Source organism: Permianibacter aggregans, from assembly GCF_009756665.1.
Classification (GTDB): Bacteria; Pseudomonadota; Gammaproteobacteria; order Enterobacterales; family Permianibacteraceae; genus Permianibacter; species Permianibacter aggregans.
In genome coordinates this window covers 973,769-998,896 of the sequence record NZ_CP037953.1, presented here as the reverse complement: position 1 = coordinate 998,896, position 25,128 = coordinate 973,769, and the positions used below count along the sequence as shown (strand labels likewise).

At 55.1% G+C, this 25,128-nt stretch carries 20 protein-coding genes; 13 read left to right on the top strand and 7 right to left on the bottom strand.

The genetic code is table 11. From position 1 onward, the window contains the following. Positions 1-47 precede the first annotated feature (47 nt). Complete coding sequence (locus E2H98_RS04620) at positions 48-1,328, bottom strand: amidohydrolase (RefSeq protein ID WP_133591495.1); 1,281 nt, start codon at positions 1,326-1,328, stop codon at positions 48-50. Positions 1,329-1,360: 32 nt separating this feature from the next. Between E2H98_RS04620 and E2H98_RS04615 the strand changes: the two genes are divergently transcribed. Then, entirely contained in the window at positions 1,361-2,032 is a 672-nt protein-coding gene (locus E2H98_RS04615; protein WP_133591497.1) for a DNA-3-methyladenine glycosylase family protein, read from the top strand. Then, positions 2,029-2,916: an MBL fold metallo-hydrolase gene (locus tag E2H98_RS04610; RefSeq protein WP_133591499.1), complete on the top strand. Its 888-nt coding sequence runs from the start codon at positions 2,029-2,031 to the stop codon at positions 2,914-2,916. Before E2H98_RS04615 ends, E2H98_RS04610 begins: the two co-directional genes overlap by 4 nt. A gap of 54 nt (positions 2,917-2,970) precedes the next feature. Here E2H98_RS04610 and E2H98_RS04605 read toward each other — a convergent pair whose 3' ends face one another. Beyond that, positions 2,971-3,522, bottom strand: coding sequence for a YecA/YgfB family protein (locus E2H98_RS04605; protein WP_133591501.1), 552 nt, complete (start codon positions 3,520-3,522; stop codon positions 2,971-2,973). A gap of 161 nt (positions 3,523-3,683) precedes the next feature. Here E2H98_RS04605 and E2H98_RS04600 point away from each other — a divergent pair, with 161 nt between their 5' ends. The 3 genes from E2H98_RS04600 (at position 3,684) to E2H98_RS04590 (ending at position 6,828) form a co-directional block, all read left to right on the top strand. Continuing rightward, positions 3,684-5,162 carry a protein adenylyltransferase SelO gene (locus tag E2H98_RS04600; protein WP_408634816.1) on the top strand — a complete coding sequence of 493 codons (1,479 nt, stop codon included), beginning with the start codon at positions 3,684-3,686 and terminating at the stop codon, positions 5,160-5,162. A gap of 41 nt (positions 5,163-5,203) precedes the next feature. After that, on the top strand, positions 5,204-5,686 hold the full coding sequence (locus tag E2H98_RS04595; RefSeq protein ID WP_133591505.1) for a DUF456 domain-containing protein: 483 nt from the start codon (positions 5,204-5,206) through the stop codon (positions 5,684-5,686). A 314-nt stretch (positions 5,687-6,000) separates the two neighbouring features. After that, the gene (locus tag E2H98_RS04590) at positions 6,001-6,828 is read left to right on the top strand and encodes a THxN family PEP-CTERM protein (protein ID WP_133591507.1); all 828 of its coding nucleotides are present in this window, start codon (positions 6,001-6,003) and stop codon (positions 6,826-6,828) included. A gap of 60 nt (positions 6,829-6,888) precedes the next feature. Here E2H98_RS04590 and E2H98_RS04585 read toward each other — a convergent pair whose 3' ends face one another. The 3 genes from E2H98_RS04585 to E2H98_RS04575 all read right to left on the bottom strand — a co-directional run bounded on the left by E2H98_RS04585 (position 6,889) and on the right by E2H98_RS04575 (position 11,223). Continuing rightward, positions 6,889-9,162: a TonB-dependent receptor gene (locus E2H98_RS04585; protein WP_133591509.1), complete on the bottom strand. Its 2,274-nt coding sequence runs from the start codon at positions 9,160-9,162 to the stop codon at positions 6,889-6,891. Positions 9,163-9,633: 471 nt separating this feature from the next. Next, entirely contained in the window at positions 9,634-10,653 is a 1,020-nt protein-coding gene (locus E2H98_RS04580) for an endo alpha-1,4 polygalactosaminidase (protein WP_133591511.1), read from the bottom strand. Between the two features lie 87 nt (positions 10,654-10,740). After that, entirely contained in the window at positions 10,741-11,223 is a 483-nt protein-coding gene (locus E2H98_RS04575) for a thioredoxin domain-containing protein (RefSeq protein ID WP_133591513.1), read from the bottom strand. A gap of 226 nt (positions 11,224-11,449) precedes the next feature. Here E2H98_RS04575 and E2H98_RS04570 point away from each other — a divergent pair, with 226 nt between their 5' ends. Further along, the gene (locus tag E2H98_RS04570; protein WP_133591515.1) at positions 11,450-11,833 is read left to right on the top strand and encodes a response regulator; all 384 of its coding nucleotides are present in this window, start codon (positions 11,450-11,452) and stop codon (positions 11,831-11,833) included. Positions 11,834-11,856: 23 nt separating this feature from the next. Here the strand turns inward: E2H98_RS04570 and E2H98_RS04565 are convergent, their stop codons facing one another. Next, on the bottom strand, positions 11,857-13,569 hold the full coding sequence (locus E2H98_RS04565; protein ID WP_133591517.1) for a sensor histidine kinase: 1,713 nt from the start codon (positions 13,567-13,569) through the stop codon (positions 11,857-11,859). Positions 13,570-13,602: 33 nt separating this feature from the next. On the opposite strand from E2H98_RS04565, the gene E2H98_RS04560 reads away from it, so the two are divergent. Further along, a complete protein-coding gene (locus E2H98_RS04560) occupies positions 13,603-13,809 on the top strand; it encodes a hypothetical protein (protein ID WP_133591518.1) in 207 nt (68 codons plus the stop codon). Between the two features lie 57 nt (positions 13,810-13,866). Here E2H98_RS04560 and E2H98_RS04555 read toward each other — a convergent pair whose 3' ends face one another. Continuing rightward, a complete protein-coding gene (locus tag E2H98_RS04555) occupies positions 13,867-14,886 on the bottom strand; it encodes a ketopantoate reductase family protein (protein ID WP_157591248.1) in 1,020 nt (339 codons plus the stop codon). 85 nt (positions 14,887-14,971) lie between these two features. Here E2H98_RS04555 and E2H98_RS04550 point away from each other — a divergent pair, with 85 nt between their 5' ends. The 6 genes from E2H98_RS04550 to E2H98_RS04525 all read left to right on the top strand — a co-directional run bounded on the left by E2H98_RS04550 (position 14,972) and on the right by E2H98_RS04525 (position 25,128). Further along, positions 14,972-16,255 (top strand): AmpG family muropeptide MFS transporter, encoded by a 1,284-nt coding sequence (locus E2H98_RS04550; RefSeq protein WP_133591522.1) that lies wholly within the window; start codon positions 14,972-14,974, stop codon positions 16,253-16,255. 38 nt (positions 16,256-16,293) lie between these two features. After that, on the top strand, positions 16,294-18,438 hold the full coding sequence (locus E2H98_RS04545; RefSeq protein WP_133591524.1) for a PQQ-dependent sugar dehydrogenase: 2,145 nt from the start codon (positions 16,294-16,296) through the stop codon (positions 18,436-18,438). Positions 18,439-18,677: 239 nt separating this feature from the next. Continuing rightward, positions 18,678-19,253 (top strand): GNAT family N-acetyltransferase, encoded by a 576-nt coding sequence (locus E2H98_RS04540; protein WP_133591526.1) that lies wholly within the window; start codon positions 18,678-18,680, stop codon positions 19,251-19,253. Positions 19,254-19,267: 14 nt separating this feature from the next. Then, positions 19,268-20,284 (top strand): zinc-binding dehydrogenase, encoded by a 1,017-nt coding sequence (locus tag E2H98_RS04535; RefSeq protein ID WP_198325237.1) that lies wholly within the window; start codon positions 19,268-19,270, stop codon positions 20,282-20,284. Positions 20,285-20,312: 28 nt separating this feature from the next. Continuing rightward, entirely contained in the window at positions 20,313-24,386 is a 4,074-nt protein-coding gene (locus E2H98_RS04530) for a hypothetical protein (RefSeq protein ID WP_133591528.1), read from the top strand. Positions 24,387-24,552: 166 nt separating this feature from the next. Beyond that, positions 24,553-25,128: a DNA-deoxyinosine glycosylase gene (locus E2H98_RS04525; protein ID WP_198325236.1), complete on the top strand. Its 576-nt coding sequence runs from the start codon at positions 24,553-24,555 to the stop codon at positions 25,126-25,128.

The following is a 25,128-nucleotide window of genomic DNA, read 5'->3' as shown; positions in this document are numbered from 1 at the left end:
GAAAAAAGCCATGACTCAGTCATGGCTTTTTATTGCTGCAACCGTTGTTATTGCTTGGCCAGTAGCTCCAGCGCGCTGGTGACCAGGCCTTTGACGCCGGTGCGTATCGTCGGCTCCGGCACCGGCGCAAACTCCGGTGAGTGCAGCGATGGCAGTGAAATCTCGCCACGATCGGCTGCTTCGATTTTCGCCGGAGCGACGCCACCGACCCAGAAAATTACCGCCGGCACGTCTTCCTTGGTCATGCTGTAACGCGAGAAATCTTCGCCGCCCATGACTGGATCGGTGCGCTGCACATTTTGCTCACCGATGGCTTTGCCAATCGCGCTCATCAGCCGTTCGGTCAGTTCCGGATCGTTGATCGTCGGTGGTGTGTATTCATCCTTGACGACAAATTCCGGTAACGCGTTTGCTGGCATACCGGCGGTGACGGCCAATCCATCGGCAATACGTTTCAGTGAATCAATAATGTGTTCACGCACTTCCGGCGAATAGCTGCGCACCGTCAATTGCAGATGCGCCTGTTCTGGAATGATGTTGTGCTTGGCGCCAGCCTGAAAGCTGCCGACAGTCACTACCGCCGGTTCGCGCGGATTCAATTCGCGGCTGACGATGGTTTGTGCCGCCAATACAAACTGGCTGGCCAAAACAATGGGATCTTTGGTTTTGTGCGGGTAAGCGCCATGACCGCCGACGCCTTTGAATTTGATATCAATCGAATCGACGCTGGCGAGCGCCGGCCCGGCCGAATAGGCAATGGTGCCGGCGGCGTGCGAAGCGGAGGTGTGTAGCGCCACGGCATAATCCGGCGTCGGGAAGCGCTGATACAAGCCATCAGCGAGCATCGCTTTGGCACCGCCGCCGCGTTCCTCGGCCGGCTGACCGATCAAGACCAGTGTGCCTTTCCATTCGTTCTTGCGCGCCGCCAATTCGCGCGCCGCACCCACCAATGAGGTCATATGAATGTCATGGCCGCAGGCGTGCATGATGCCAACCAGTTTGCCGTCCTGATCGGTACTGACCATTTTGCTGGCGTAGGGCAGGTTGGTGTTTTCGGTCACCGGCAGCGCATCCATGTCCGCGCGCAGCAGCACCGTCGGGCCGTCGCCGTTACGCATGACGGCAACCACGCCCCAACCGCCGACTTTTTCCGTGACTTTGAAGCCAGCGCGTTGCAGCTCCATGGCCAGGCGTTTCGAGGTTTCTTTCTCGTGGAACGACAACTCCGGTGTACTATGGAAATGCTGGTAGAGCTTGAACAAGTAAGGATAATCATCGGCCGCCTGCGCCAATCCGGCCACCAGCGTCAACACCAGTAATCGTTTCATTGTCGATAAATCCCGATCGAGGAAGTGAATGGATGAAACCCGAGCTTATCACTGACGAAGCCGTTCTGCAGCGCGCGGTGCGCCATATCGCCGGTCGCGATCGGGTAATGGCCGCTGTGATCGAACGCTTCGGTCCTTGCCGTATGACACCGTGGACCAACGAACCGTTTTCGGCGCTGGTCAATTCAGTGATTTCTCAGCAGCTATCAGTAAAGGCCGCGGACACCATTGCCAAGCGGTGTTTGCAGGTGGCCGGACGCGGTGAGCGCTTTGTGCCGAAAAAACTGCTTGATGCCTCTGATGAAACTTTGCGCGGCTGTGGTCTTTCCGGCGCCAAGGTGCGCTACATCAAAGGCATCGCCGATGCGGCGCAACGCAAGCAGGTGAATTTCGCACAGCTGCGACAATTGCCGGATGAGCAATTGATCAAGGCGCTGACGGCGTTTTCCGGTATTGGCGTCTGGACCGCAGAAATGCTGATGATTTTCGCGTTCGGCCATCCCGATATCATGAGCCTCGGTGATTTGGGTTTACGACGTGGCGTCGAAACGATTTATGAGTTGGATCACGCGCCCAGTGATCGGGTGATTTTGGGCGCCGCTGAATCCTGGCGGCCCTATCGTTCCGTGGCCAGCTGGTATTTGTGGCGGGCCTGGGAAGAAAAGCAATCGCGCGCGCGAGCGAGCGCAAAGGAGTCACAATGAAAACACTCTACATATGGCTATGTGGTTTGCTGACGGCGTTGTCCGTGCAGGCAGCGGAAGAAGTCAATATTGAAACAAGCGCCGTTGCCGGCAAGGTGCATATGCTGGTCGGTCGTGGTGGCAATATCGGCGTGCTCAGTGGTGATGACGGCATCATTCTGGTCGATGATCAATTCGCCCCCCTGACGGAGAAAATTCGCGAAGCCGTCAAAGGCATTCACAGCGGTCCGATTCGATTTGTGCTGAATACCCATTGGCATGGCGACCATACCGGCGGTAACGAAAACTTTGGCAAAGCCGGTGCCGTGATCGTCGCGCACAATAATGTTCGGCAACGGATGAGCACCGACCAATTCCGGGCGTTTTTCAATCGCGAAACCAAAGCCTCGCCACCCGGCGCCCTACCGGTCGTGACCTTTGGCAATGACATCAGTTTTCATGTCAATGGCGAGACGATGAATGTCCAGCATTATCCGCATGCGCATACCGATGGCGATGCGATTGTGTTCTTTCGCAACGCCAATGTCGTGCACATGGGCGATATCTATTTCGCCAACCAGTTTCCGTATATCGATGTCGACAGTGGCGGCAGCATTGATGGCCTGATTGCCGCAGTCGATAGCGTGCTGAAACAAAGCAATGAGCAAACGAAAGTCATTCCGGGCCATGGCGCGCTCAGCGATGCCAAAGAGCTGACCGAGTATCGCGATATGTTGGTCGATGTGCGTAAGCGTATCAATGCAGCCAAACAGGCCGGCAAGAGCGTCGAGCAATTTCTCGCGGAAAAGCCGCTGGCGGATTTAACCTCGCGCTGGGAGAAGGGCTTTATCAAGACCGATCAGATGATTCAGTTGGTCTGGTTGTCCAAAGCAATGACGATGTGATGGCAGAAGCGGGCTGGCGGTGCTCAGCCCGCGATTTGCTATGCTCAATAGCGCTTACTCTCGATACAGCAGATACAGTTCCGAAATTGAATCCGGGATTTGCATCAGCACGTTGCGCAAGCGATGCGGGTCATCGTAAATCTGGTTCAGGTGATCGTCATCAAAAATGCCGGCAGCGATGGCAATCGGCAGAATCAACTCGCCGACTTCGTCTTCGTCCGGTGCAAACCAGTTTTCTTCATCGATACTGACCGCATCCATGAAGCCGAGCGCCCAGCCACGCAGCGGGGCGGCATCGTGATCGTCACCAAGCGTCAATGGGCATGGCAGGCGAATCGGCGCGCCGGCGTACAGCTCACGTTGAATACCGTCGAGCAGCGCGCGCAAAATCGATTCAATGGATTTTTGGTGTTCGATATCGTCGTACTGCGGCGTAACGGCGAAAATCTCCGGCATCCAGACCGCTTCTGCCGGCAGATTCGGACCGACCGCCAAGCCGGTCAGAAATCCGTGTGTCTGCACATAGTCGAAACAGTCTTCGCTGACCGCGTCGGAAACCAGAAACATTTGCAGTTGCTGCAATGCCTGGGATGAGGGCATCGGCATCGGAAGACTCCTTGTAGGCAACACGCCAGGCTTTTTCAGTAACCGCAAGCCTTTGGCATCAACGCCCGATGATAATGGCAGGGCTGACAGTAGCGGTTATTGTACACGGGGCACGGCTGGCCATAGCTGCTGTTTGTTGGCAATGGCCCAGGTAAACATAGGTGAAATTCATGTCTGAAGTGTGGCAAAACCTGCAAATCAGTCCGAGCTTTGCAAGGCTCGGTGAGCCGTTTTCCGTGCCGGTGCTGCCGGAGCCCTTGCACGAGGCGTCGTTACTGGCCTTGAACACCGAGCTGTTGGCCGAGTTTGGCATCGCCGACAGTGAGGCCGTGCGCGAAGCGGTTACCGCGCTGTTTTCCGGCCGCGAGGCGTTTGACGAATACCCGCCGCGCGCAGCCGTCTACAGCGGTCATCAGTTCGGCGTGTACGTGCCGCAGCTTGGCGATGGCCGGGCGCTGCTGTATGCCGAAGTGCTGGATAAAAAAGGTCAACGGCAACAATGGCAACTGAAAGGCGGCGGCAAAACGCCGTTTTCCCGGATGGGCGATGGTCGCGCCGTGCTGCGTTCCACGATTCGTGAATACCTTTGTTCCGAGGCAATGCATCATCTCGGCATTCCGACCACGCGCGCGCTGTGCCTGTTGCGCTCGCAAGAGCCGGTGTATCGGGAAAAGCCGGAAACTGGTGCGACGATGGTGCGCGTGTCTCCGACGTTTCTGCGTTTCGGTAATTTCCAATTCTTTGCTCATACCGGCCAACACGACGCGCTGAAAACGCTGTTGGACTTTACGGTCCGCGAACATTTTGCTGATTATCTGGATGAGCCGGATGCCGGTATTCTCCTGTTTGCCGATGTCGTCAAACGCACTGCCGACTTGATCGCGCAATGGCAAGCGTTTGGCTTTGCGCACGGGGTCATGAACACCGATAACATGTCGATTCTCGGTTTGACCATTGATTACGGCCCATTCGGTTTTCTTGATGCCTTTGAGCCGCATTTTATTTGCAATCACAGCGACTATCACGGCCGTTACGCATTTGATGAACAACCGACCATCGCGTACTGGAATTTGTGCCGCTTCGCCGAAAGTCTGCTGCCACTATTGAGCAAGGAAGCGCTTGGCGCCGAGTTGGAAAAATTTGAGCCGCGCATTATCGACAGCTATTCGAAGCTGATGCGTAGCAAACTCGGTTTGTCGACCGAACAGGACGATGATCGGGCGCTTTCCGCCTCGTTGCAAAAACTGATGGCCGACAACGCAGCTGACTATACGCGCAGCTTCCGGACGTTATCGCATTTGCAACAAGCACCACGTGATTGTGATCGAAAATTTCTCGATGAGTTTGCCGATCGGGATGCTGCGTCGCAGTGGCTGGCATTGTGGCGCCAGCGTTTGCAGCGTGAATCGAATAGTGATGAAACACGGCAACAGCAGATGTTGGCCGTCAACCCGAAATATATTCTGCGCAATTACCTGGCGCAGCAGGCGATTGCCGCGGCCGAGCAGGGCGATGACGAGCCATTTCATCGGCTTTACCAATTGTTACGTCATCCGTTTGACGAGCAAGCCGAGAATGAACACTATGCCGATCTGCCTCCGGATTGGGGCCGGCATCTGGATATTTCCTGCTCTTCATGAGGCGCTTACGAAGTCATTAACAATTCAAACAGGTTGTACGCATGGAATTGATCTTGTGGTGGTCGCTGGTCGCGGTGCTGATTTTGATTGGCGTCGCCGGCATGATTTTTCCGATTTTACCGAACACGACATTTTTGTTTGCCGGTATGTGGCTGGCCGCGTGGTTGGAGAATTATCAGCATGTTGGCACTGGCACATTGATCGTGCTCGGCGTGCTCACGGCATTATCATTTTTGGTCGATTATGTTGCGGCGGCGCTGGGCGTCAGGCGGGTGAAAGCTTCGCGCGCAGCGGTTATCGGCGCAACGATCGGATCGCTGGTCGGTGTAGTCATGGGGCTTTGGGGATTGTTGATCTTTCCCTTTATCGGCGCCGTGCTCGGTGAGTTGATGGGGCATCGCGATCATCGCCGTGCAACGGAAGTTGGCTTCGCCGCGTGGGTTGGCGTCATGCTCGGTTTGGCAGCAAAAATTGCCATTTCATTTGCGATGCTTGGCATATTTGCGTTCGCGCTTTATCGCTGACGGGAAAATCCGCCAGCGATAAATGTGATGCGGTTGGCAAATTAGTATGGCGACAAGAAGACAAGCGCAATACCTATGGCGAAAACGTTTTGCTTGCACCTAATTACTAAAACAAAAGAAATAAAAAATTGATTTTTTATGTCCACAAGCGTTATTGGCGTCAATATCATTTACAGTTTCGCCGGCTCAAGGTTTTGGCGATTCCGCTAAGTGTTTGAAATGCAGCGGGTTTTATGATTTGGCACATGCTGTGCAATGCAATAAGCAGGCATGTGCCGAATTGAACCACCTAAATGACACGGAAGGAGTGGAATATGCGACTCAAACAATTAATGGTCGCGGGATTGATGTTTGCCGGATCCGGCATTGCCCTCGCGGACCCACTGGTTACTGAATGGGATTTTCAGACCACAACAGGCTTTGAAGACGATGGCGCTTGGAGCTGCGACGGCGATGTGGCTGGCAGCAATTCTTGCAGCTTGGCGTTTTCTGACTTGAATGGTAACGGTACCTACAACACCCTGAGCTGGGGTACGGAATCGAATCCGGAAGATGCACAAAGCTATCTGGAAATCACCAATATTCTTGGCACATTGACCACCAACGGCGGCTGGGAAGACATCAACTATTTTGATCACTATAACCATGTGATCACCGCCGCGGGCGGCAGCCTCGGCTTCGTCAATATTCTGGGTCTGTTCCAGATTCTGGATCCGCTCGGTGTTCTTCCGGATTTCGGCACGCCGAATGGCGTTTCGTTCTTCGAAACCTTCAACACCCAGGATTGCCCAACCCCGAATCCAAATGGCACCTATTGTGATGACATTTTCACGACCGGTGGTCTGTCGGGTTCGTTCAACTTCATGGTCGCCGGTGACGGTGGTATGTATACACTGTCATTCCAGTTCTTTGCTGGTCCGGGCACCACCATTGTTGACAATGGTGATGGTACCTTCACCATTTACACGACTGAAGCTTGCAGTGCCGATGGTATTGCTGGATGCCAGCCAGGTGAACCGTATGCAGCCGGCTTCAGCCGTCTGATTACCCAGGCGCAAATCACCTATGTTGCAGAGCCGGCTTATATCGCACTGCTGGGATTTGGTCTGCTTGGATTGTTCCTGCGCCGCAAGCGCTTCTAGGCAAACTTGCTCATCAAAAAAGGCGACCATCGGTCGCCTTTTTTGTTGCTGTCGTTACGATCAGAAATGCACGCGAATGCCCGCGGTATAGGAACGGCCCGGTTGCGGTGCGATATCCTTCAGGAACGACGCATGCAGACGGATTTCCTCGTCGAGCAGGTTGCTGGCACGGATAAAGGCATCCCACACGGCATCACCGGTGTAGAAGCGATACATCAGATGCGCGTTGACCAGCGAGTAACCATCGGTTGTGGTTTCAAAAGCGGTGACATCATCTTGATCGGAGACTTCGGTGTATTCGGCGCCGATCAACCAGCTTTCGCTCTCCCAATCGAGTCCAAGACCAATGCGGCTGGCCGGTATACGCGGTAGTGGTGTGCCGTCACTCAGTTCGCCTTCTGGTGCGTCGTAGAACAGATGGCTGATCCACGTGCCGTTATCGGATTCGACAAAGCGCCAATCCCAGGCCAATTCAAAGCCAGTCAGCTCGGCATCGTGTTGCACATATTCAAATACCGGTAGTTCATCTTCGATTTCACCGGTGGGCATCGCGAAAATGTAATCGTCAATGGCGTTGCGATACCAGGACAGCGACAGGCTGTGTTGTTCAGTTTGATAGCGCAATCCGAGATCAATATTGCGTGCCTGTTCGGTGCGTAAATTAACGTCGCCGCGTTCGAAACTTTGCGTCGCGATATGTGGACCTTCGGAATACAGTTCTTCTGGTGTTGGGTGACGCTCGGCATCGGTGTAGGAGAGCGCCAGCTTCCAGGCATCGCTCAGTGACCAGACCGCGCCGAATGACCAACTGAACGCATCGCGGTCATAAGCTGGTAAATCTGCATCAGCGGTGATTTCGGTTTGCTCGTGGCGGATGCCGGCATCGAAGCGTACCTGACCGATGGTTTTTTCTTCCACGAGGAACACGGCAAAGGTTTCCGATTGATTCGGTGGCACGAAGGCTTCTTCGCCGATGGCAACAAAATCGCGATCGCCCCATTGCAGTCCGAATACGCCACTGAATCCGGCCAGCGGGTGATGGGCGATTTCGATGCGGCCTTCCTGCGCCTGATTGTCAAACTGGGTGCCAATTTCATCGCCTTCGAGCTCTACGTGTTGGTAATCGTTTTTACCGTAACGCAGCTTGACGTGCTCGATACCGGCAATCGGATGATCCCAACGCGCCTTCAGATCCGTGCGCTGCTGTTTCAGATCGATGCGCACACCGCCTTCCTGGTGCGCTTCTTCTTCGTGCTCCTCGCCTTCTTCTCCCTCTTCCTCTTCATGATGATGGTGGCCTGGCACGCCATAATTGCTGTTGAATTCGGTGAACGACAGGCCAATGAAGCCTTTATCGCCAATCAATGAGGCGCCAACGGCAAAACCGTCGCTGCGGCTGTCACTGTTTGGCAATACGCCATGCGCCAACTCCTCACCTTCGTGGTCTTCTTCCTCCTCTTCGGGAAAGCGTTCAGCCTCGCCTGGAATCTCGATGTCATCGGTTTTCCGGTCATAGGCGTCAAGATGAAACGCGAACATGCCGTTGCCGCCATCGAGCTTGATCGCGCCGGAGCGTTCGCCATTGGCGGTTTGCCCGCGCAACTCGGCACCGGTATGCAGACCCTCTACAGCGTGATCGGGAATGCGCTGATCGATGACATTGACGACACCACCAATGGCGCCACTACCGTACAGCAAGGTTGCCGGGCCACGCAGCACTTCGACTTGTTCAGCCACTAGCGGCTCAACGGTGACGGCGTGATCAGCAGAAACTGTTGATGCATCGAGCGAGCCCAAGCCATCCTGCAGCACTTGCACCCGCGCGCCGGACTGGCCGCGAATCACCGGTCTGGCCGCACCGGGGCCGAATGATGACGACGAGACACCGGGCATCTGCTGCACGGTTTCACCAATGGTGATGCCTTTGACCCGCAGTAGCGCATCGTCAGCGAGCACTTGTGCTGGCATCGACATGTCCAGCGCCGTGCGATCGGTCGGACTGGCCGTGACGACCAGGCGTTCCGGACGTTGCTCCAGCGTAATCGCCAGCGTGTCGTTTTGTTCGCCGACTTCGATCTCGCGAATGACATGACCGTAGTGGCCAGCTTCAATATCGATGCTGTAGCGGCCTGGGGCCAGATTGGTCAGTGAGATCACGCCGTTCTGGTTACTGCGAAACTGCTGGTCTTCATTCAGCAACACCACGCGGGCGTTGGCGATCGGTTGTTTTTTCTGGTCAAGAATACGCAGGGTGATGTCGGCGGCTTGCGCACTATGGCTGAGGCTGGCCAGCAGGGCCAGGCTGACCGGAGTCAGGGTAAAACGGCTAAACATGCTTTTCTCCAAATAACGGCGAAACGCCGGGGCCAATGTGCCCGAGCGCTAGTAAATCAAGGTGAGTACGAAATCAGCGGAGAAAAGCGGCAGGTGGAGCGCGTGCCGGCGGCAGCCGACAGCATGAGCCGGTGATGGTGTCAGAGGTGGGAAATTCTGGACATGAAAATGAAACGGCCGGCAACGGTGGCGTGGCTGATGCAACGGCGCCATGACCGTCGAGCTGCTGGGCGTGGTGGCAGATCTCGCAATTGATGGGCGAGTTCAGCCCCTCATCCAGCATATGCTGCAGGCTGTGCACCGGCAGGGAAAGCGTGGCCAGTAAACACAGGACGAACGACAACCGGCCCCAACGGGGCAACAGAGCACGTATGTCAGCTAGGTGTTTCATGGTTGCGGATTTTGCCACGAGGGCAGGTAAAGCTCCAACTGGTTACTGAATTCAGAATCGTTACAAAAGTTGCCGAGAGTTCAGGGCTGCGTTGATGGTGATTGGTGCAGCGTTGTGCTCGATTCGGCCCAGGCGCAGATAAAACCGGTTTCCCGGCAGCGGGCAACGAATTGGGCCCGGTCACTGAGCACGTCCTGATAGCCGAGTGCCAGTACCTGAGTGCGGCCGGATTGATGGCTGGCACGCAAATCCGCTTCGACGCGCTGCGACCAGGGATCGTCGCTGGCAAAGGCATTCTCATAAAGCACCGCATCCGGGTTATCGGCATGCGGAAGCATCAGTGCCAGGCCCGGCGTCCAGTCGGAACCATCCTCGTTGAGCCAGACTTGCTCGCCAATCAGGTTCAGACCTCGATTCAGCAGCACGAATTGCTTCGGGTTCTGGTTTTTGATGCGACGGATCAAGTCAATCATCGCCTGCACTTTGTCGGTGCGTTGGGCCAGCGACCACTGCGGGTAGGTGATATAGCGGTCGACGGTGTCGGCGGTGTCGAGAAACACGCCGTGAAAATCCTGCTGTTGCAGTCGCTTCAGTTCATGATCGATCCACAGCGACCAAAGCGGGTGCGAGACATCAACCCGCCAGGACTGGAATTTGTCGTTCCACTCCAGCGCCAGTTCGTCAAAAGGTAAATGCTGAGCTGGCGGCAGTTGCTGGACAAACTGGTCGAAACGCTCGCGTTCACGGCTATCCAGTTCACCAATACTCAAATAGCCAATGATCCGCGCTTGTTTCTGCCGAGCCTGCGAAAACAGATTCCGCAGTACGCTTTGTTTGATACGCCGACCGTCAAGCACAACCAGATCCTGTTTTTTCAGTTGCTGGCCAATGGTCTTCAGTACCGCTGATTGCTGGCCATAATAAAGGTGGTAGCGCGTGGCATCGAAGCGCCGGGAATCGGGATGCCAAGGTTGATAGGGCTTGGGTTGTACCGGGGCGGGTTTGCTCGCTGGTGCAGGCTTGGCGACTGGCGGCTGGGCTGAACTACAGGCGAGCAAAGTCAGTAGGCTGGCCAGAACAATTCCGGTTCGTAGGCGCATGACGAGTAGGGTGGTGATTGGCGAAAGCCACGATAATGACCGAGCGGCATGCTGGCTGTAAACCAGCGCGGTCGGCAATTGCAGCCGCTAGTTCTGCAAGGCCAAGCGCTGTTTCAGTACCGCACTCAGGTCTTCAGCCCAGTTCTTCTGCGGTTGCTCAACGATTCGGCCGATTTCCGCATTGTCAGCTTCCACCACTACCGTCGGGGTTCGGGTAATGCGATGGGCCCGAGCTCGATTGGCTGGGTCGGATTTGTGATGATCGAGTCCATACAGTTCGTAGCTCAGTAGCGCGGGCGGCACATCCTGCAATAGTGCCAGCAAACGTGGTAGTTCGCGCTCACTATCGTGGCACCAGGCACCGAAATAAATAACCAAATGCACCGGACCATGTTGCCTGAGGGCATTCGTCAACGCGGTTTTATGTTGGTCGCTATGAGCCGGCTGCGGCCGGAACTGCTCGTTGTCGCGTATAAATTGTTCGGTGTTCAACACGCCGATCGAGTCGGTCGATTGGCAGGCAAACAGCAGAAAGCTGGAGCAAACGAGCAGAAAACGGGTCATATCCATGTGCGGTCAGGGTTCTTGGCGACGTCGATGGTAGTGAAGCTTGGCGGCAGGCACCAGTAATACCATTGGAAGCGGTGATTTTTTCTTGTGCATCTTGACGTTGCATCCGCTATGCTTTTCAATCGCGGCCTTTGGCGAAAATTGTCGCTAATGGCCGTGATTTGTGCGGTTGCAGCGGACGAAACGAAAAAATGGACGCGAAGTTTGTGATGGAGACGCAGCCAGAATGGCGTTGATACTGATAGTTGATGACGATCCGACCGTGCTGCGCATGCTCAGTCTGGTCATGCAACGTGACGGCCACACCGTCATGCAGGCCGAGGACGGCGAGGTCGCGATGCGCTTGTTTAGCGCCCAGCCGGCTGATGTCATCATCACGGACCTGCTGATGCCGAACAAGGAAGGGCTGGAGCTTATCGCTGAAGCCCGTGAAATCAGCCCAGCGGTTGGCATCATTGCCTATTCAGGCGGTGGCAAAATGCAGCCGCACGAATACCTGGAATTCGCTCGCGGCCTCGGCGCCGACAAAGTCTTCACCAAACCGGTACCGATCACGGATTTATCATTGGCCGTCGCCGAGTTGCTTGGCGATAGTGCCAAGCAAGTGTAAGCCACCTTCTTGTCAATCAGCGCTCAGGCCGTTTGCGTGGCCGGCTCGTAAGCAACGGTAAACCAGAAGCGCGAGCCTTTGCCGATTTCCGAGCTGACGCCGATTTCTCCACCCATCAATTCCGCCAATTGTTTTGAGACAATTAACCGTAAGCGACCGGCAAAACTGGCATTGGTCAGCTTGCTGCGGCTGTCCAATGAGTCGAACAGCCCAGCCTGTGCTTCTTTCGGAATGCCGGCACCGGTATCGGTGATTGAGAAGCGAATTCGCTTGCGGCCGCTTTGTTCCAGCATATCGACATAAACCCCGATTTCGCCCTCTTTGGTAAAGCGAATGGCATTACCCAGTAAATTGCCGAGCACCTGGGCAATACGGGCATCGTCGCCAAGCAGTCGCTCCGGCACATCGGCATTGACGCTGTGAGTCAACTTCAGATTCTTGCTGTCGGCGTAATGCTGGAACTCATTGGCAATGCGGCTGACCAGTGGCCGAAGTGCCACTTCCCGTTTCTGCAGCCGGTGCAGGCCGGCATCCATACGGGAGAAATCGAGAATATTGGTGAAATTGTCTTTCAGCGTGCGGCCGGCGCGAATCGCGATGATCAGCAGCTCTTTCGGCTCGGCTGACATCGGGTATTTTTCCAGTAGTTCGAGCATGCCCATCATGCTGTTCATCGGTGTGGTGATTTCCTCACCCATTCGCGACAGGAATTCGCTTTTTGTCCGCGGCAGGTTGACGGCCTGATCGCGCTCTTTCTGCAATTGCCGGTTCTGTTCGTGCAATTGCTCTACCTGATGCTGCAGTCGCTGGCTCTGGGCTTGGGCATGTTGAGCCTGAGCCTGAAACTGGTTCTGCAAATGCTCGATGCGCTCGGCGGCCAGCATGAACGACGAATTGCCTTGCTTCAGTTGGCTGAGTGGTCGCAGATTGCCTTCAGTGGCCTCCGATAGGGCATTGATGAACGCCGTTTTCTGCCGTTCGTGGCTACCGTAAAGCTGCCACAGCCAGAAACCGCCGCCAGCGGCGAGCATTAACATCAGTAACGCTGCCAGTTGATAGCTGGTACTAGCGGATTCGCCTTCTACTTCAAGATTGACCGTCAACGCCGGCCATTCTCCATCCTGTCCGGGCCAGCCAATGCGCAAATTCTGGCCCTGCTGAGCCCAGTCAACTTCAAGCCCGGTGCGGCTACTGAGCCAGCCGGTCAATTGCTCGTCGAGCCAGACGCCCATGGCGACGACCGCCTTGATCTCGTTGTCGAGCCATACCGGTTCGGCAAACAGCACGACCGGTCGTTCGCGCAGCTGGGTCAAACGCGGCTGGTTGTTCGGTGCCTGGTATTGGTTCTGAATGAATTCCCCTTGACCCCAGCTTTCACCGGGACGGGTCGGCGCCTCGCTCAGGTAGGTCATGCCGGAGGCGCGATCGTGCATCAGCACGGCGCCAATGCCGAAGCCGGCCGACTGCTGGGCGAGATCACGGGCAAACGCCGGCTGCGTGCCGCTTTGAATGGCGTCTTTCCAGCGCTGGCTCTTGGCGGCGTTCTGGGTCAACAGACGGGCATTGTCAAGCAGTTGCTGCAGTTGTTGTTCAACACGTACCTGGGCATCGCGACGCTGTTGCTGCAGGCTTTGTTGCTGCAGCGCGTCAATCTGCGCCGCTGCCAGCCACAGCCCGACGCCGGCTAATAGCGCCAGCGCGCTGATCACAGTAATTAAAGGAATGCGAAAATTCATTGTGCTCCCGATGATCACAAAACAGGTTCAAACGTGCGTCATTATTCCCTTACGCACCAAATTCGGCTTCCAGTTTTCAGCGTGCGCATGATGCCTGAAAAAGAGCGTCATTGTTGGTGTTCTGCTTATGGCATTGCTACGCCAAGCATCGGTTACGTGGAACGCGTCAAGGCGATGTTTTTGCTCAATGCCAAGTTCATTTTAGAAAGCTTTTGCCGGAACGAAAGCGGCAAACCGTAATGGTGTGACCACAGTCAAGTTATGTCGTGGGATAGTGAGGCGCTGTTGCTTGACGCGTCAGGAATTCGACAAGGCTTGCCAGGCGCCCAAGCTGCCCCGCTGCTCGACAATGCGCAGTATTTCCCGGTGCGCCGGCACCTCAATGCCGTGAATTTCGGCGCAGCGAATCAAGGTGCCGTTGATGAACGCCAGTTCGGTTTCGCGCCCGGCCAGATAATCCTGCTGGGTTGAACTGAAATTGGCGGCGGTGATCTGCAGCACCTGCTCAATTTTCTGTCGTAGCTCACTGACTGCAAGCGGATGACCTTCTGCCGCAAGCACGGCGCAGGTTTCTTCAATCAGGGCCGGCAGCCAGCTTTGCGCCACCGGCTGTTGCCGCAGTTCGCCATTGCGACAGTTCAGCAGTGCGGTCAGCGGATTGGCGCAGGCGTTGACGGCCAGTTTATGCCAGAGCACGCGTTGGATATTGTCGTGCCATCGCACATTCAACGGGGTTTGCTGAAGTAGCTGAATCGCCGGATGGTCCGCGCTGATTTGGCCAGTATCATCACCGATCAGCATCTGGCCCTGACCGGCATGAACGATATGATTGGCGCTTTGCCGGTAACTGCCATGAGTGCTGCTGCCGAGCAAGAAACGGGTGCGCGGCGGCAACACGGCACGCGCCAGCGATTCAACACCGATGCCGTTCTGCATCAGCACGACGATGGCATCATCGCTGAGTTCGCTGCGAATCGATTGCAGTGCCTGCCTGGCTTGATTGGCTTTGACGGTAACCAGCAGGTATTCGATCGGCTCCTGAACCAATTCGGCAGTCAGCATCGACACCGAAAAGTGCACGGTACGATCGCCGGACTGATACGTCGCCATGGCGCCGGGGATCGAGTTGCGCACCAGCAGCCGGCAGTGCTGGTGCGACTGGTGCAAACCATAAGCCCAGAGCAAACCTTGCGCGCCAGCGCCGAGAATGTGCCAGATCACGTTGCGTTCCACCGACTCGTTCAGTACTGTGACATGACTTAAGCCTACACGAATTTTTTTGCCTCTGCGGCGGAATGGCGGTTGCGCCGGCTGCATTGAAAGCTTCCAACAACATGACAACAACGACAGGAATTCACGACGCCTTGTCATCAATGAATACCGTGATCAAGGCCACACACCGATGAATCAACCAGCCAAACAACCTTACCGCGGTCTCGCTGGCATTCGGCGCGCGTTTGCGACACCATCGGCGCTGACGATGCTGTTTTTCGGTTTCGGCAGCGGCCTGCCGTTTCTGCTGGTAGGTGGCACGTTATCGACCTGGTTGCGCGATGCCGGTTTGTCACTCGGCGTCATTGGTTTGATCAGCTACGCCGGTTTTTTTTATGTACTGAAGTTTTTATGGGCACCATTGATTGACCGGTTTGCTCTACCGCTGCTGGGTCGACGGCGCGGTTGGCTGTTTGTTTCACAATTGCTACTCGCTGCAGCGCTTGGCGGCATGGCAACACTGAATCCGAATACATCGACGGAAATGCTGGTGGCCTTGGTAGCATTGGCCTCATTGGCTGGTGCAACTCAGGATATCGTCGTTGATGCCTACCGGATTGAAATTGCACCGGTGGAAGCGCAAGGCGCGTTGGCGGCAACGTATACACTCGGTTATCGCTTCGGTTTGATACTGTCTGGTGCTGTAGCGTTATATTTGGCCGAGTTATTTGGTTGGTCGACGGCGTACTGGTGCATGGCACTGGCGATGTTGTTACCGTTGATTGCCGTGCTCTTTTGTCGCGAACCCGAACTCAACGCACAGTTCGTCAACCGTGACCATGATGTCATGACAGCATTTATTGGACCGTTCAAAAGCTTTTTCAGTCACTACGGCTGGGCGTTGGCTTTGGCGCTGCTGGTGTTTGTCGGGCTGTTCAAATTTCCCGATCAGATGATCGGCGTGTTGGCCGGGCCGTTTTATCTGGATTCTGGCTACAGCAAGGCCGATATCGCCACGGTGTCGAAAATTTACGGCATTTGGGCCGGCATTGCCGGAGCGTTCCTCGGTGGTGTTTGTGTCGCGGCCTTTGGCATACGTTGGTTGTTGCTGGTCGCTGCGATAGCCGTAGCCTTGTCGAATCTGGCGTTTTTGTTGATGGCCTATTATCCCAGTGAACAATGGGCTTTCTTCGCTGCGATTACCGCTGACAATGTTTCACAAGGTTTTGCCGGTGTCGTGCTGATTGCCTTTATGTCGAGCCTGACGCAACGCCATTTCACCGCGACGCAATATGCGTTGCTGGTATCGCTGGCCAATTTACCGGGTAAATTCGTTGGCGGTATTTCCGGTTTTATTGTTGAAGCCAGCAGTTATCAGGCCTACTTTTTGTTTAGCGCCTTGTCGGTGGTGCCGACATTGTTGCTGCTCATCTGGCTATGGCCACGAATCGAGATTACCGGCCGTAGTTCATAGCGTGCGACGTTTGCGTCGCACTCAATACGGAGGTAGCGATGCCAAAGCTCACGTTGATCTGGTTCAGTATTGTTCTGGCTGCCTGTGGCGGGGGCGGCGGCAGTAATTCACCCGCGCCCGACCCGGGCAATGGCGCACCGCCTTCGGGTTTGGCTGAGCGACCAAACAACAGTTCTTGTATCGCAAAAGTTTCTTCTGGCGATGCCGTCGCGCTGCAAACGGTGTTCTCGTCACTACCCAGCAACAACGCCTTGGTGGGTTTGTATCAAGCGCCGAACAGCAGCGAATGGTTCTATGCGGTTCATCAAAGCGGGCATATTTATCGCTTTGCCAATCAAGCCAATGTCAGCAACAAAACCGTGTTTCTGGATGTTACACAACGCGTCGATTTTGATGGTGAATCGGGGTTGCTGGGGTTGGCTTTCGATCCGGATTACGCCAACAATCGCCGGTTTTATATTTACTACACCGGCGGTGACGATCTGACCAGTTATCTTGAGCGTTACACGGCTAGCAGCGATTTCGCCAGTGTTGAATCGCAATCACGCACGGTGTTGCTAACGCTTGATCAGCCTTATGGCAATCACAACGGCGGGCAAATTGCCTTTGGTCCCGATGGCTACCTGTATATCGGTCTTGGCGATGGCGGCTTTGCTGGCGACCCGCATGAAAACGGTCAGAATCTCAATGCCTTGCTGGGCAAAGTCTTGCGTATCGATGTGCGTAATGGCGGCACAAGTTATCAAATTCCCGTCGACAATCCATTCGCCAGTGGCGGCGGACGCGCGGAGATTTTCGCCTACGGTTTACGCAACCCCTGGCGCTTCAGCTTTGATCGCGCAACCGGAAGACTCTGGCTGGCCGATGTCGGCCAAAACCTGTGGGAAGAAATCAATATTGTCGAGAACGGTGACAACCTCGGTTGGAACCTGACAGAAGGCGATCATTGCTACACGCCGAACTGCGATAAAACCGGATTGAAAGCACCGGTTTACGAATATTCCCACGACGATGGCTGCTCGGTGACTGGTGGTTTCGTTTATCGCGGCTCTGCGATTGCCGGCTTGCAGGGACAATACCTGTTCTCCGATTTTTGCAGCGCGACGCTGTGGCGGCTGCAACAAAATGATCAGCAGCAATGGCAACGGTTCACGATTGCGCCAGCTGGTGGGCCACCGGCTGCATTTGCCGAAGATAGTCAGGGCGAGATCTATCTGCTGATTTACAACGGTACGATCAAAAAGCTGGTGGCTGCAGGCTCGGGTGAATCGGTAACGCCGGCGGAAAAATTATCGGAAACCGGTTGCGTCAGCGCTGTTGATCCGAAACAACCGGCCAGCGGTTTGATCCCGTACACGATCAACAGCCCGTTCTGGTCGGATGGTGCCGAGAAAACCCGTTATCTTGGATTGCCGAACAACACGACGATAACGGTGCAGAACAATGGTGATTTGCTGTTGCCGGCCGGCAGTGTACTGGTCAAAAACTTTTCTCTGGCCGGCACGGTATTTGAAACGCGTTTGTTGATGCACCATGGCTCACACTGGCAGGGTTACAGCTATCGCTGGCAAAGTGATGGCCTGGATGCAATACGCCAGGACAGCGCGTTAGTTGCCGATGTCCAAGGACAGCAATGGCTGTTTCCTTCGGCGGCGCAATGCCAGGCCTGCCATACTGACGCCGCCAATGATTCGCTCGGACTGACATTGGGGCAGTTGAATAAATCATTGTTGTATCCCAGCACGCAAATCAACGCCAATCAGCTCGACACCTGGCAGCATATTGCCCTGTTCTCATCACCATTGTCCGCCAGTCAGCGTCAGCAGTTGCTGCCGGATTATCGTGATGGTCAATATAGCTTGAGTCAGCGTGCCAGGGCGTATCTGGACAGTAATTGCGCGCACTGCCATCAACCTGGCGGGCCAACCAGTGTCGCGATCGATTTGCGCTATGCAACCGCGCTCAGTGCAACCGGCATCTGCGATCAGCCACCACAGGCTGGTGATCTCGGTATCGCCAACGCCCGCATTCTGGCACCGGGCGCGCCAGAGCGTTCAACGCTATGGCAACGTATGCAGCGGCTGGACCAATTCCGAATGCCGCCACTGAGCTCATTTCAGGTTGATCAGCAGGGGGCCGGTCTTATTCGCGATTTTATTGTGAATACTGCCAACTGCAGCTAGAAGCCATCTCAAAAATGCCTGGAGCTCGACGATCTGCGCGAATGCGGTACTCGGAATCCTCATTTACTACCTGTAAACAGCGGTTCCTGCGCTCCTCTTCGCGCACTTCGCCATCGCCCAGACAATTTTGAGATGGCTTCTAAGTGCTGTGAATTCTCGCACTCTCCGTCGGTGCCGATATTGACGGCAGCCGCTAAATCTTTCAGCATCGACACAAAGCGCCAACAAGAATCTCCATCATGACTTCCGTCGATGTCCATTATCTGCAAATCCTCTCGCTGGCAACGCTGAAAAGCAAAGCACTGCCGGAAAAATATCAAGACCGTGTTCAGCTGATCGAAGCGCAGCGTCCGCAGCCAGAATTGAATCGTTATTTGTATGCCGCGGTCGGTGGTGACTGGTACTGGACGGATCGCCTGAGTTGGAGCTATCAGCAATGGCTGGACGCGATTTCCGGCCCGAATCATCGGACATTCATCTGTTATCTGGACGGCACGCCAGCGGGTTATTTTGAGTTGCACAAACATCCGCAGGCCGATGTCGAAATCAGTTACTTCGGTTTGCTGCCGGATGCTTACGGTCTTGGTCTGGGTGGTTGGTTGCTGACGCGTTGCATTCAGGAAGCCTTCGATTGGGGCGCCAGCAAGGTGTGGGTCCATACCTGCACGCTCGATCACCCGGCGGCGATGGCTAATTACAAAGCGCGCGGCATGTGGCATTACCACACCGAGAAAGAGCAGCGCGATACCAGCCAACCAAGTCCTGGACCGTGGCAAGGCGCCAACCGTCCACGCATCGAACCGCCGGCTCGATAAGTTTTCGTTCATCAATGATGCAGGCCGAACGCTGGCGGCAACCGAAAGCCGGAGACTTGCGCACGCTGCGCAAGGAAAGCTTTTCGCTGACGGATTTACCGGCCGGACAAGTTCGTGTTCAAGTCAAATCGGTTGGCCTGAATTTCGCCGATATCTTTGCGCTGACCGGATTGTATTCGGCAACGCCGGAAGGCGCGTTCACGCCGGGTCTGGAATTTGCCGGGGTTGTCGAACAAAGCGAGGCCGAAGATTTCCGGCAAGGTGATCGCGTTGCCGGTTGCATCCGTTTCGGCGCCTACAGCAGCGCTATTGATGTGCCGGCAGCGCAGCTGCAAAAGCTGCCCGATCAATGGTCGTTTGAACAAGGCGCTGCATTTCTGGTGCAAACCTTTACCGCTTGGTATGCGCTGCATCATCTAGGCGCGGCAAAAAAAGGCCAGCTAACGTTGATTCAATCGGTTGCTGGTGGTGTCGGTTTGCAAGCGCTGAAAATCTGTCAGGCGCTCGATATTCCCGTGATAGGCACGATTGGCGATAGCAGCAAACTGGCTTTTGCTCAAAGCCAAGGTTGCGATGATGTTATCATTCGCGACAAAGAGTTTGTCGCGAAATTGCAGCAAGCAATCGGTCAACGACCATTAATGCTCGTGCTCGATGCCGTTGGTGGCACCATCCAGAAAGCATGCTTCGACGCGTTGGCGCCAACCGGCAGGCTCGTTGTGTTCGGTGCGGCTGAATATGCGCCGGGCCGGCACAAACCGCAATGGCTGAAAATGGCCTGGAAATACCTGACCCGGCCGAAATACGATGCGCTGGCGATGATCAGCGACAACAAATCGGTGTTGGCGTTCAACCTGATTTGGTTATGGCAACAGCAGGATTTGTTTCAGCAACTGGTAGGCGAAATTGGATCGCTGTCGCTGCCGCCGCCGTATGTCGGCCAATCCTTTTCATTCGACGAAGCGCCGGCCGCACTGGAGCATTTGCGTTCCGGTAAATCGATTGGCAAAGTGGTGCTCACTCTCCGATAAAAACCTCCAAACAGACAAGGAATTCGGTATGCGTATTCAGTGGTTGTCGTGTTTGTTACTGCTCATTTCCCTTTTCGCGCACGGTGCGGAACCGAAAGTGCCCGATGCGTTGAAACCCTGGCAATCCTGGGTATTGCACGATCAAGGTTTTCGGCAATGTCCGTTGACCTATGGTCAGCGCGGCACGACGGAAGCGGACTTCGCTTGCACATGGTATGGCAGCCTGCAGTTGTCGGTAACGCGCCAGGGCGGGCAATTCCAGTTACCGCTGGAAGTGTTCAATGAATCGCTGGTGCGTTTGCCGGGTAGCCGTGATGCCTGGCCGCGTGAAGTTTCCGATGGGTTGCGTACGCTTCCGGTTCTCGATCATCAGGGCATGCCATTTCTCGCACTAACGCCGGGTAAATACCAACTCAGCGGTCAGCTTGCCTGGACTCAGCAGCCTTACAAATTAGTGCTGCCGGAAGCACTGGCTTTGGTCGAGCTGCGCATCCATAACAAGCGCATCGCACAACCAGCATTTGAATCGGGCGGCGTTTTGCTTGCCGAACAAAGTGAGCAACAGAGCGAACAACCGGCGCTCAATATCGACGTCTATCGCCGGCTCGATGACGGCATTCCGCTGACCTTGACCACCATTATCGATTTATCGGTGTCGGGCAAAGCGCGCGAACAAGCACTTGGTATTGCGCTACCGCCTGGCTTTCAAGCAACGGCATTACGTGGCGAGTTGAATGCCCGTCTTGATGATAATCAGCAACTCCGCGTGCAACTGAAACCCGGTGATTATCAACTGCAAATCGACGCTCGCGCGGTGGATTGGCCCACAACGATTTCGCTGCAATCGGAAGCGCCGTGGCCTGCTGAAGAAATCTGGTCCTGGCAGAGCAATGGTCTGTATCGCACCGCCAGCATCGATGGCGTCAGCCCGATCGACCCAAGCAATACCGGAATGCCGGATGAATGGCGACAACTACCGGCATTTGTCGTCAAACGCGGTGATACGCTGCAGATTGACGAACGCCAGCGCGGTCGACAAGTGACCGACAATTCGCTGCACTTGCAGCGTCAGTTGTGGTTGCGATTCGACGGTGAACGCTACGCCTTTCTCGATCAAATCAACGGTCAGATGCGCGATGGCTGGCGCCTGGCGATGCCGACACCTTATCAACTGCAGGCCGTGCGTGACTATCAGCAAAGCTATCCGCTGTCGACCTTGCCGGAGCAACCAGCTCCCGGCGTTGAATTACGTAATAGCTATCTGAACATCACCGCTAATGGTTTGCTGGCAAGACAAACCGAGTTACCGATACTCGGTTGGAGCAGCAATTTCGACAGCGCTCAAATCGATTTGAACTTGCCACCGGGTTATAGGTTGTTAACGGCAACCGGTGTTGAAAACGTTTACGGCGCTTTGCTGGAGCAGTGGTCGCTCTGGCATGTGTTTTTGATGGTATTCACCATCGTGCTGATTTACCGCTGGTCCGGACCAGTCTGGGCCGGTGTCATGCTGGTCGCCTATTTCTGGCTTTACCATGAGCCGGATATGCCGCATGCATTGTTGATCAATTTATTGTTGGCCGTATTCGCAGCGAAATTTGCCAGCGGCAAACTCGGTGCCTGGTTGCAGCGCTATCGAACAATCAGTGTCGTGTTGCTGCTGTTGGCGTTTGTGCCGTTTGCTGCCCAACAATTGCGCGCCTTGATGCATCCGCAGCTGGAGCATAGTTTTGCCGAGTTTGCGCCGGAGATACCGGTGCCTGCTGCCGCTGTCGCGTTTGAAGACGAGCAGCGGGTGACGATGGAAGTGCAAGAACCGATACCACAGCCGATACGTACGCCGCCGCGTGAAATGGTGACTTCAAAGCCTAAATCGGCAGCGGATGCTGTCGAGCGGAAAGCAGAAAGAATTGAGGTAGTGGGTAGTCGCATCAAGCAAACTGACTTGGTGTCACGGTACGCGGATAACCAAGTCAGCGCTACCGGCCAAGGTATTCCCAACTGGCAATGGAATCGCTATCAACTGCAATGGCAGCATCCGGTCCAGACGGGCGAAATGATGCAGCTTTGGGTCATCAGTTATCCGATACGAGTAATGATTATTCTGGCATCGCTATTGGTCTTTACCGCTTGGCTGCTGCAGCTACTGCGCTCGATATACAGCTGGCCGCGCTTGCCGAAATCCTTGACAGCAAGCACCGCGAGATCGGTTTTTGCCTTGCTGCTACTGCCGTTATCGTTGCTGAACAGTAATGACGCAAGCGCGACATTGCCGACACCAGAGTTGTTGAAGGAGTTGAAGCAACGGCTTACCGAAGCACCCGAATGCGCGCCAAGCTGCGTCAGCATCAACACTGCTGAAATTCAACTGAGCCAGAATGGCTTGCGTATTGAACTCAATGTACAGGCGCTTGCCGCCACCACGATACCGGTGCCCGGTGACGCCGAGCAGTGGTTGCCGTTGGCGGTTGAGCGCAATGGCCAAAGAGTACTTAGTCACTGGCGCAATCGCTCCTTGCATCTGAGTGTTCCTGAAGGCCGTCACCGTTTTCTGCTTCAGGGTGTGACGCCGGAAGCCGACCGGTTCTCGCTGGCATTCCCATTGCAGCCGGCCAAAGTATCGGTTGCCGCTGATGGTTGGGATGTCAGTGGTGTCGATGGTGATTTGCTGAGTCGCAATTCGATCAACTTCGTCCGCAAAGTCGAGTTGACCAGCAAAAACGGCGAGCAGGGTACACGAGCCGCGATCAAACCTTTCTTCCGTATCGAACGGACGCTGCATTTCGATACCGAATGGTATGTGATGACAACAGTAAGGCGAATGGCGCCGGAGCGCGGCGCACTGACCTTGTGGTTGCCGCTACTGGCCGGTGAATCCGTCACCCGCGAAGGGTTTGTTGTTCAAGATGGCAAGGTACGCATCGAGCTGACCGCTGATCAGGACTCGGAGTTTTTTGATTCGCGTTTGCAACGTGTTGACTCGCTGAGCTTGCAAGCGCCAGAAAACGTCAATTGGGTTGAGGTCTGGGTGTTGGCGCCATCAAATCTCTGGCGCTTGCGCACCAGTGGCACGCCACAAATCAGTACCGAAGACAGTGAAGACTGGTTGCAAAACTTTGCGCCGCGTCCCGGTGAAACGCTGCAAGTCGAGATCATTCGACCGGAATTAATCGGCGGTGAAACGCTGGCATTTGACGAAGTCCATTGGTCGCAGAATGATGGTGAACGCCAAGGCACCGGTGAATTGCGCATCCAGTACCGGGCAACGAAAGGCGGCGAGCATACGTTAAGCTTGCCAGCGGATTGGCAAATCATTCAGATTCTGCATGATAACCGTCCGGAAATGCTGCGACCGAAAGAAGGCAAGCTGACGTTTCCGGTGCTGCCCGGCTCGCATCAGCTGACCGTGCAATACCGCAGCAATCAGCCGGTATCGCTGCTACGTGAAGAACCGAACATCGATTTGCAATTACCAGCAGCCAATATCCAGATGCAATTGACGCTACCGGATAATCGCTGGGTGTTGTTTACTGGCGGACCAACGCTAGGACCAGCGGTGTTGTACTGGAATTTGCTGCTCGTGTTTGCACTGGTCGCGGTCGCATTGGTGCGCAGCCGATTGCTGCCATTGTCGCTGACCGATGCGTTGCTGATCGGCATCGGTTTGTCTACCGTTTCGTGGTGGATTATCGTGCTGGTTTTTGGCTGGTTGATCGTCATGCAATGGCGAAAGCGCGCTGAACAATTACCGGCACAAAGCTGGTTCAACAGCAAACAAGTGTTGCTGATTGGCTTGTCATTGGTTGCGTTACTGAGTCTGATTATTTCGGTGCCCTCAGCGCTGCTCGGTTCGCCGGATATGCTGCTGACCGGTCATGGTTCCTATGGCAACTACTTGCGCTGGTACAGCGATTTCAGCGCATCGATGCTGCCCGATTTCTGGGTGATCAGCGTGCCGCTCTGGTTGTACAAAGGCGCAATGCTGCTGTGGGCGATCTGGCTCAGCTTTGCGCTGCTACGCTGGACTCGTTATGCCTGGTCGGCGCTGAATGTCGGACAATTCTGGCGCCGTAAAAGCGTCGTGAAGACGGCTGATAGTTAGACGATGTGATGTGCGAATGAATTCAAACCTGGGTAGGCGCGAATTCATTCGCACAGATCGCCTCCGGGAAGAGTGTCCGAATAAATCCGGACCTACATCGTCGGATGAATCGGATCCTCAAAACAGATTGGAGCGAACTCATTCGCGCAGAAACAAGCCAGTAGGTGTGAATTCATTCGCACAAAAACTCGCTGGCGCGAAAGCCATCAACAACCACTACACTAAAAATATGAACGCAAACCTGAGCCGGAGCTTTGCTCCGGTCGTTTTCGATAATGCCGATACGCTGATTCTTGGCAGCATGCCGGGCGTGCCGTCATTGCAGGCGCAGCAGTATTACGCCAATCCGCGTAATGCGTTCTGGCCGATGATTGCGACGATGGCCGGAAAGCCTGTGCCAGCGCATTACCAACAGCGATTGCCACTATTGAAGCATTTGGGTTTGGCGTTGTGGGATGTCATTGAAGAATGTTATCGGCCTGGCAGCCTAGATAGCGCGATCAACCCCGATTCGGTGGTCGTCAATGATATTCCGGCGTTACTGCGGCAATATCCTTCGATTCAGCGTATCGCGTTCAATGGCCGCGCGGCGGAAGCGACATTCAAAAAACATTGGCGACGTACCGCTGAGCCGCTGCTGGCCGAACAGCAGTTTTTGTTATTGCCATCATCGAGCCCCGCCCATGCGTCGTTATCGTTCGAGCAAAAACTCGCTGAGTGGCGGCAAACCTTGCAACGCTAA

Coding starts and splice junctions, on each gene's coding strand:
- E2H98_RS04620 (WP_133591495.1), bottom strand. CDS start 1,328: ATGAAACGATTACTGGTGTTGACGCTGGTGGCCGGATTGGCGCAGGCG.
- E2H98_RS04615 (WP_133591497.1), top strand. CDS start 1,361: ATGAAACCCGAGCTTATCACTGACGAAGCCGTTCTGCAGCGCGCGGTG.
- E2H98_RS04610 (WP_133591499.1), top strand. CDS start 2,029: ATGAAAACACTCTACATATGGCTATGTGGTTTGCTGACGGCGTTGTCC.
- E2H98_RS04605 (WP_133591501.1), bottom strand. CDS start 3,522: ATGCCGATGCCCTCATCCCAGGCATTGCAGCAACTGCAAATGTTTCTG.
- E2H98_RS04595 (WP_133591505.1), top strand. CDS start 5,204: ATGGAATTGATCTTGTGGTGGTCGCTGGTCGCGGTGCTGATTTTGATT.
- E2H98_RS04590 (WP_133591507.1), top strand. CDS start 6,001: ATGCGACTCAAACAATTAATGGTCGCGGGATTGATGTTTGCCGGATCC.
- E2H98_RS04585 (WP_133591509.1), bottom strand. CDS start 9,162: ATGTTTAGCCGTTTTACCCTGACTCCGGTCAGCCTGGCCCTGCTGGCC.
- E2H98_RS04580 (WP_133591511.1), bottom strand. CDS start 10,653: ATGCGCCTACGAACCGGAATTGTTCTGGCCAGCCTACTGACTTTGCTC.
- E2H98_RS04575 (WP_133591513.1), bottom strand. CDS start 11,223: ATGGATATGACCCGTTTTCTGCTCGTTTGCTCCAGCTTTCTGCTGTTT.
- E2H98_RS04570 (WP_133591515.1), top strand. CDS start 11,450: ATGGCGTTGATACTGATAGTTGATGACGATCCGACCGTGCTGCGCATG.
- E2H98_RS04565 (WP_133591517.1), bottom strand. CDS start 13,569: ATGAATTTTCGCATTCCTTTAATTACTGTGATCAGCGCGCTGGCGCTA.
- E2H98_RS04555 (WP_157591248.1), bottom strand. CDS start 14,886: ATGCAGCCGGCGCAACCGCCATTCCGCCGCAGAGGCAAAAAAATTCGT.
- E2H98_RS04550 (WP_133591522.1), top strand. CDS start 14,972: ATGAATCAACCAGCCAAACAACCTTACCGCGGTCTCGCTGGCATTCGG.
- E2H98_RS04545 (WP_133591524.1), top strand. CDS start 16,294: ATGCCAAAGCTCACGTTGATCTGGTTCAGTATTGTTCTGGCTGCCTGT.
- E2H98_RS04540 (WP_133591526.1), top strand. CDS start 18,678: ATGACTTCCGTCGATGTCCATTATCTGCAAATCCTCTCGCTGGCAACG.
- E2H98_RS04535 (WP_198325237.1), top strand. CDS start 19,268: ATGATGCAGGCCGAACGCTGGCGGCAACCGAAAGCCGGAGACTTGCGC.
- E2H98_RS04530 (WP_133591528.1), top strand. CDS start 20,313: ATGCGTATTCAGTGGTTGTCGTGTTTGTTACTGCTCATTTCCCTTTTC.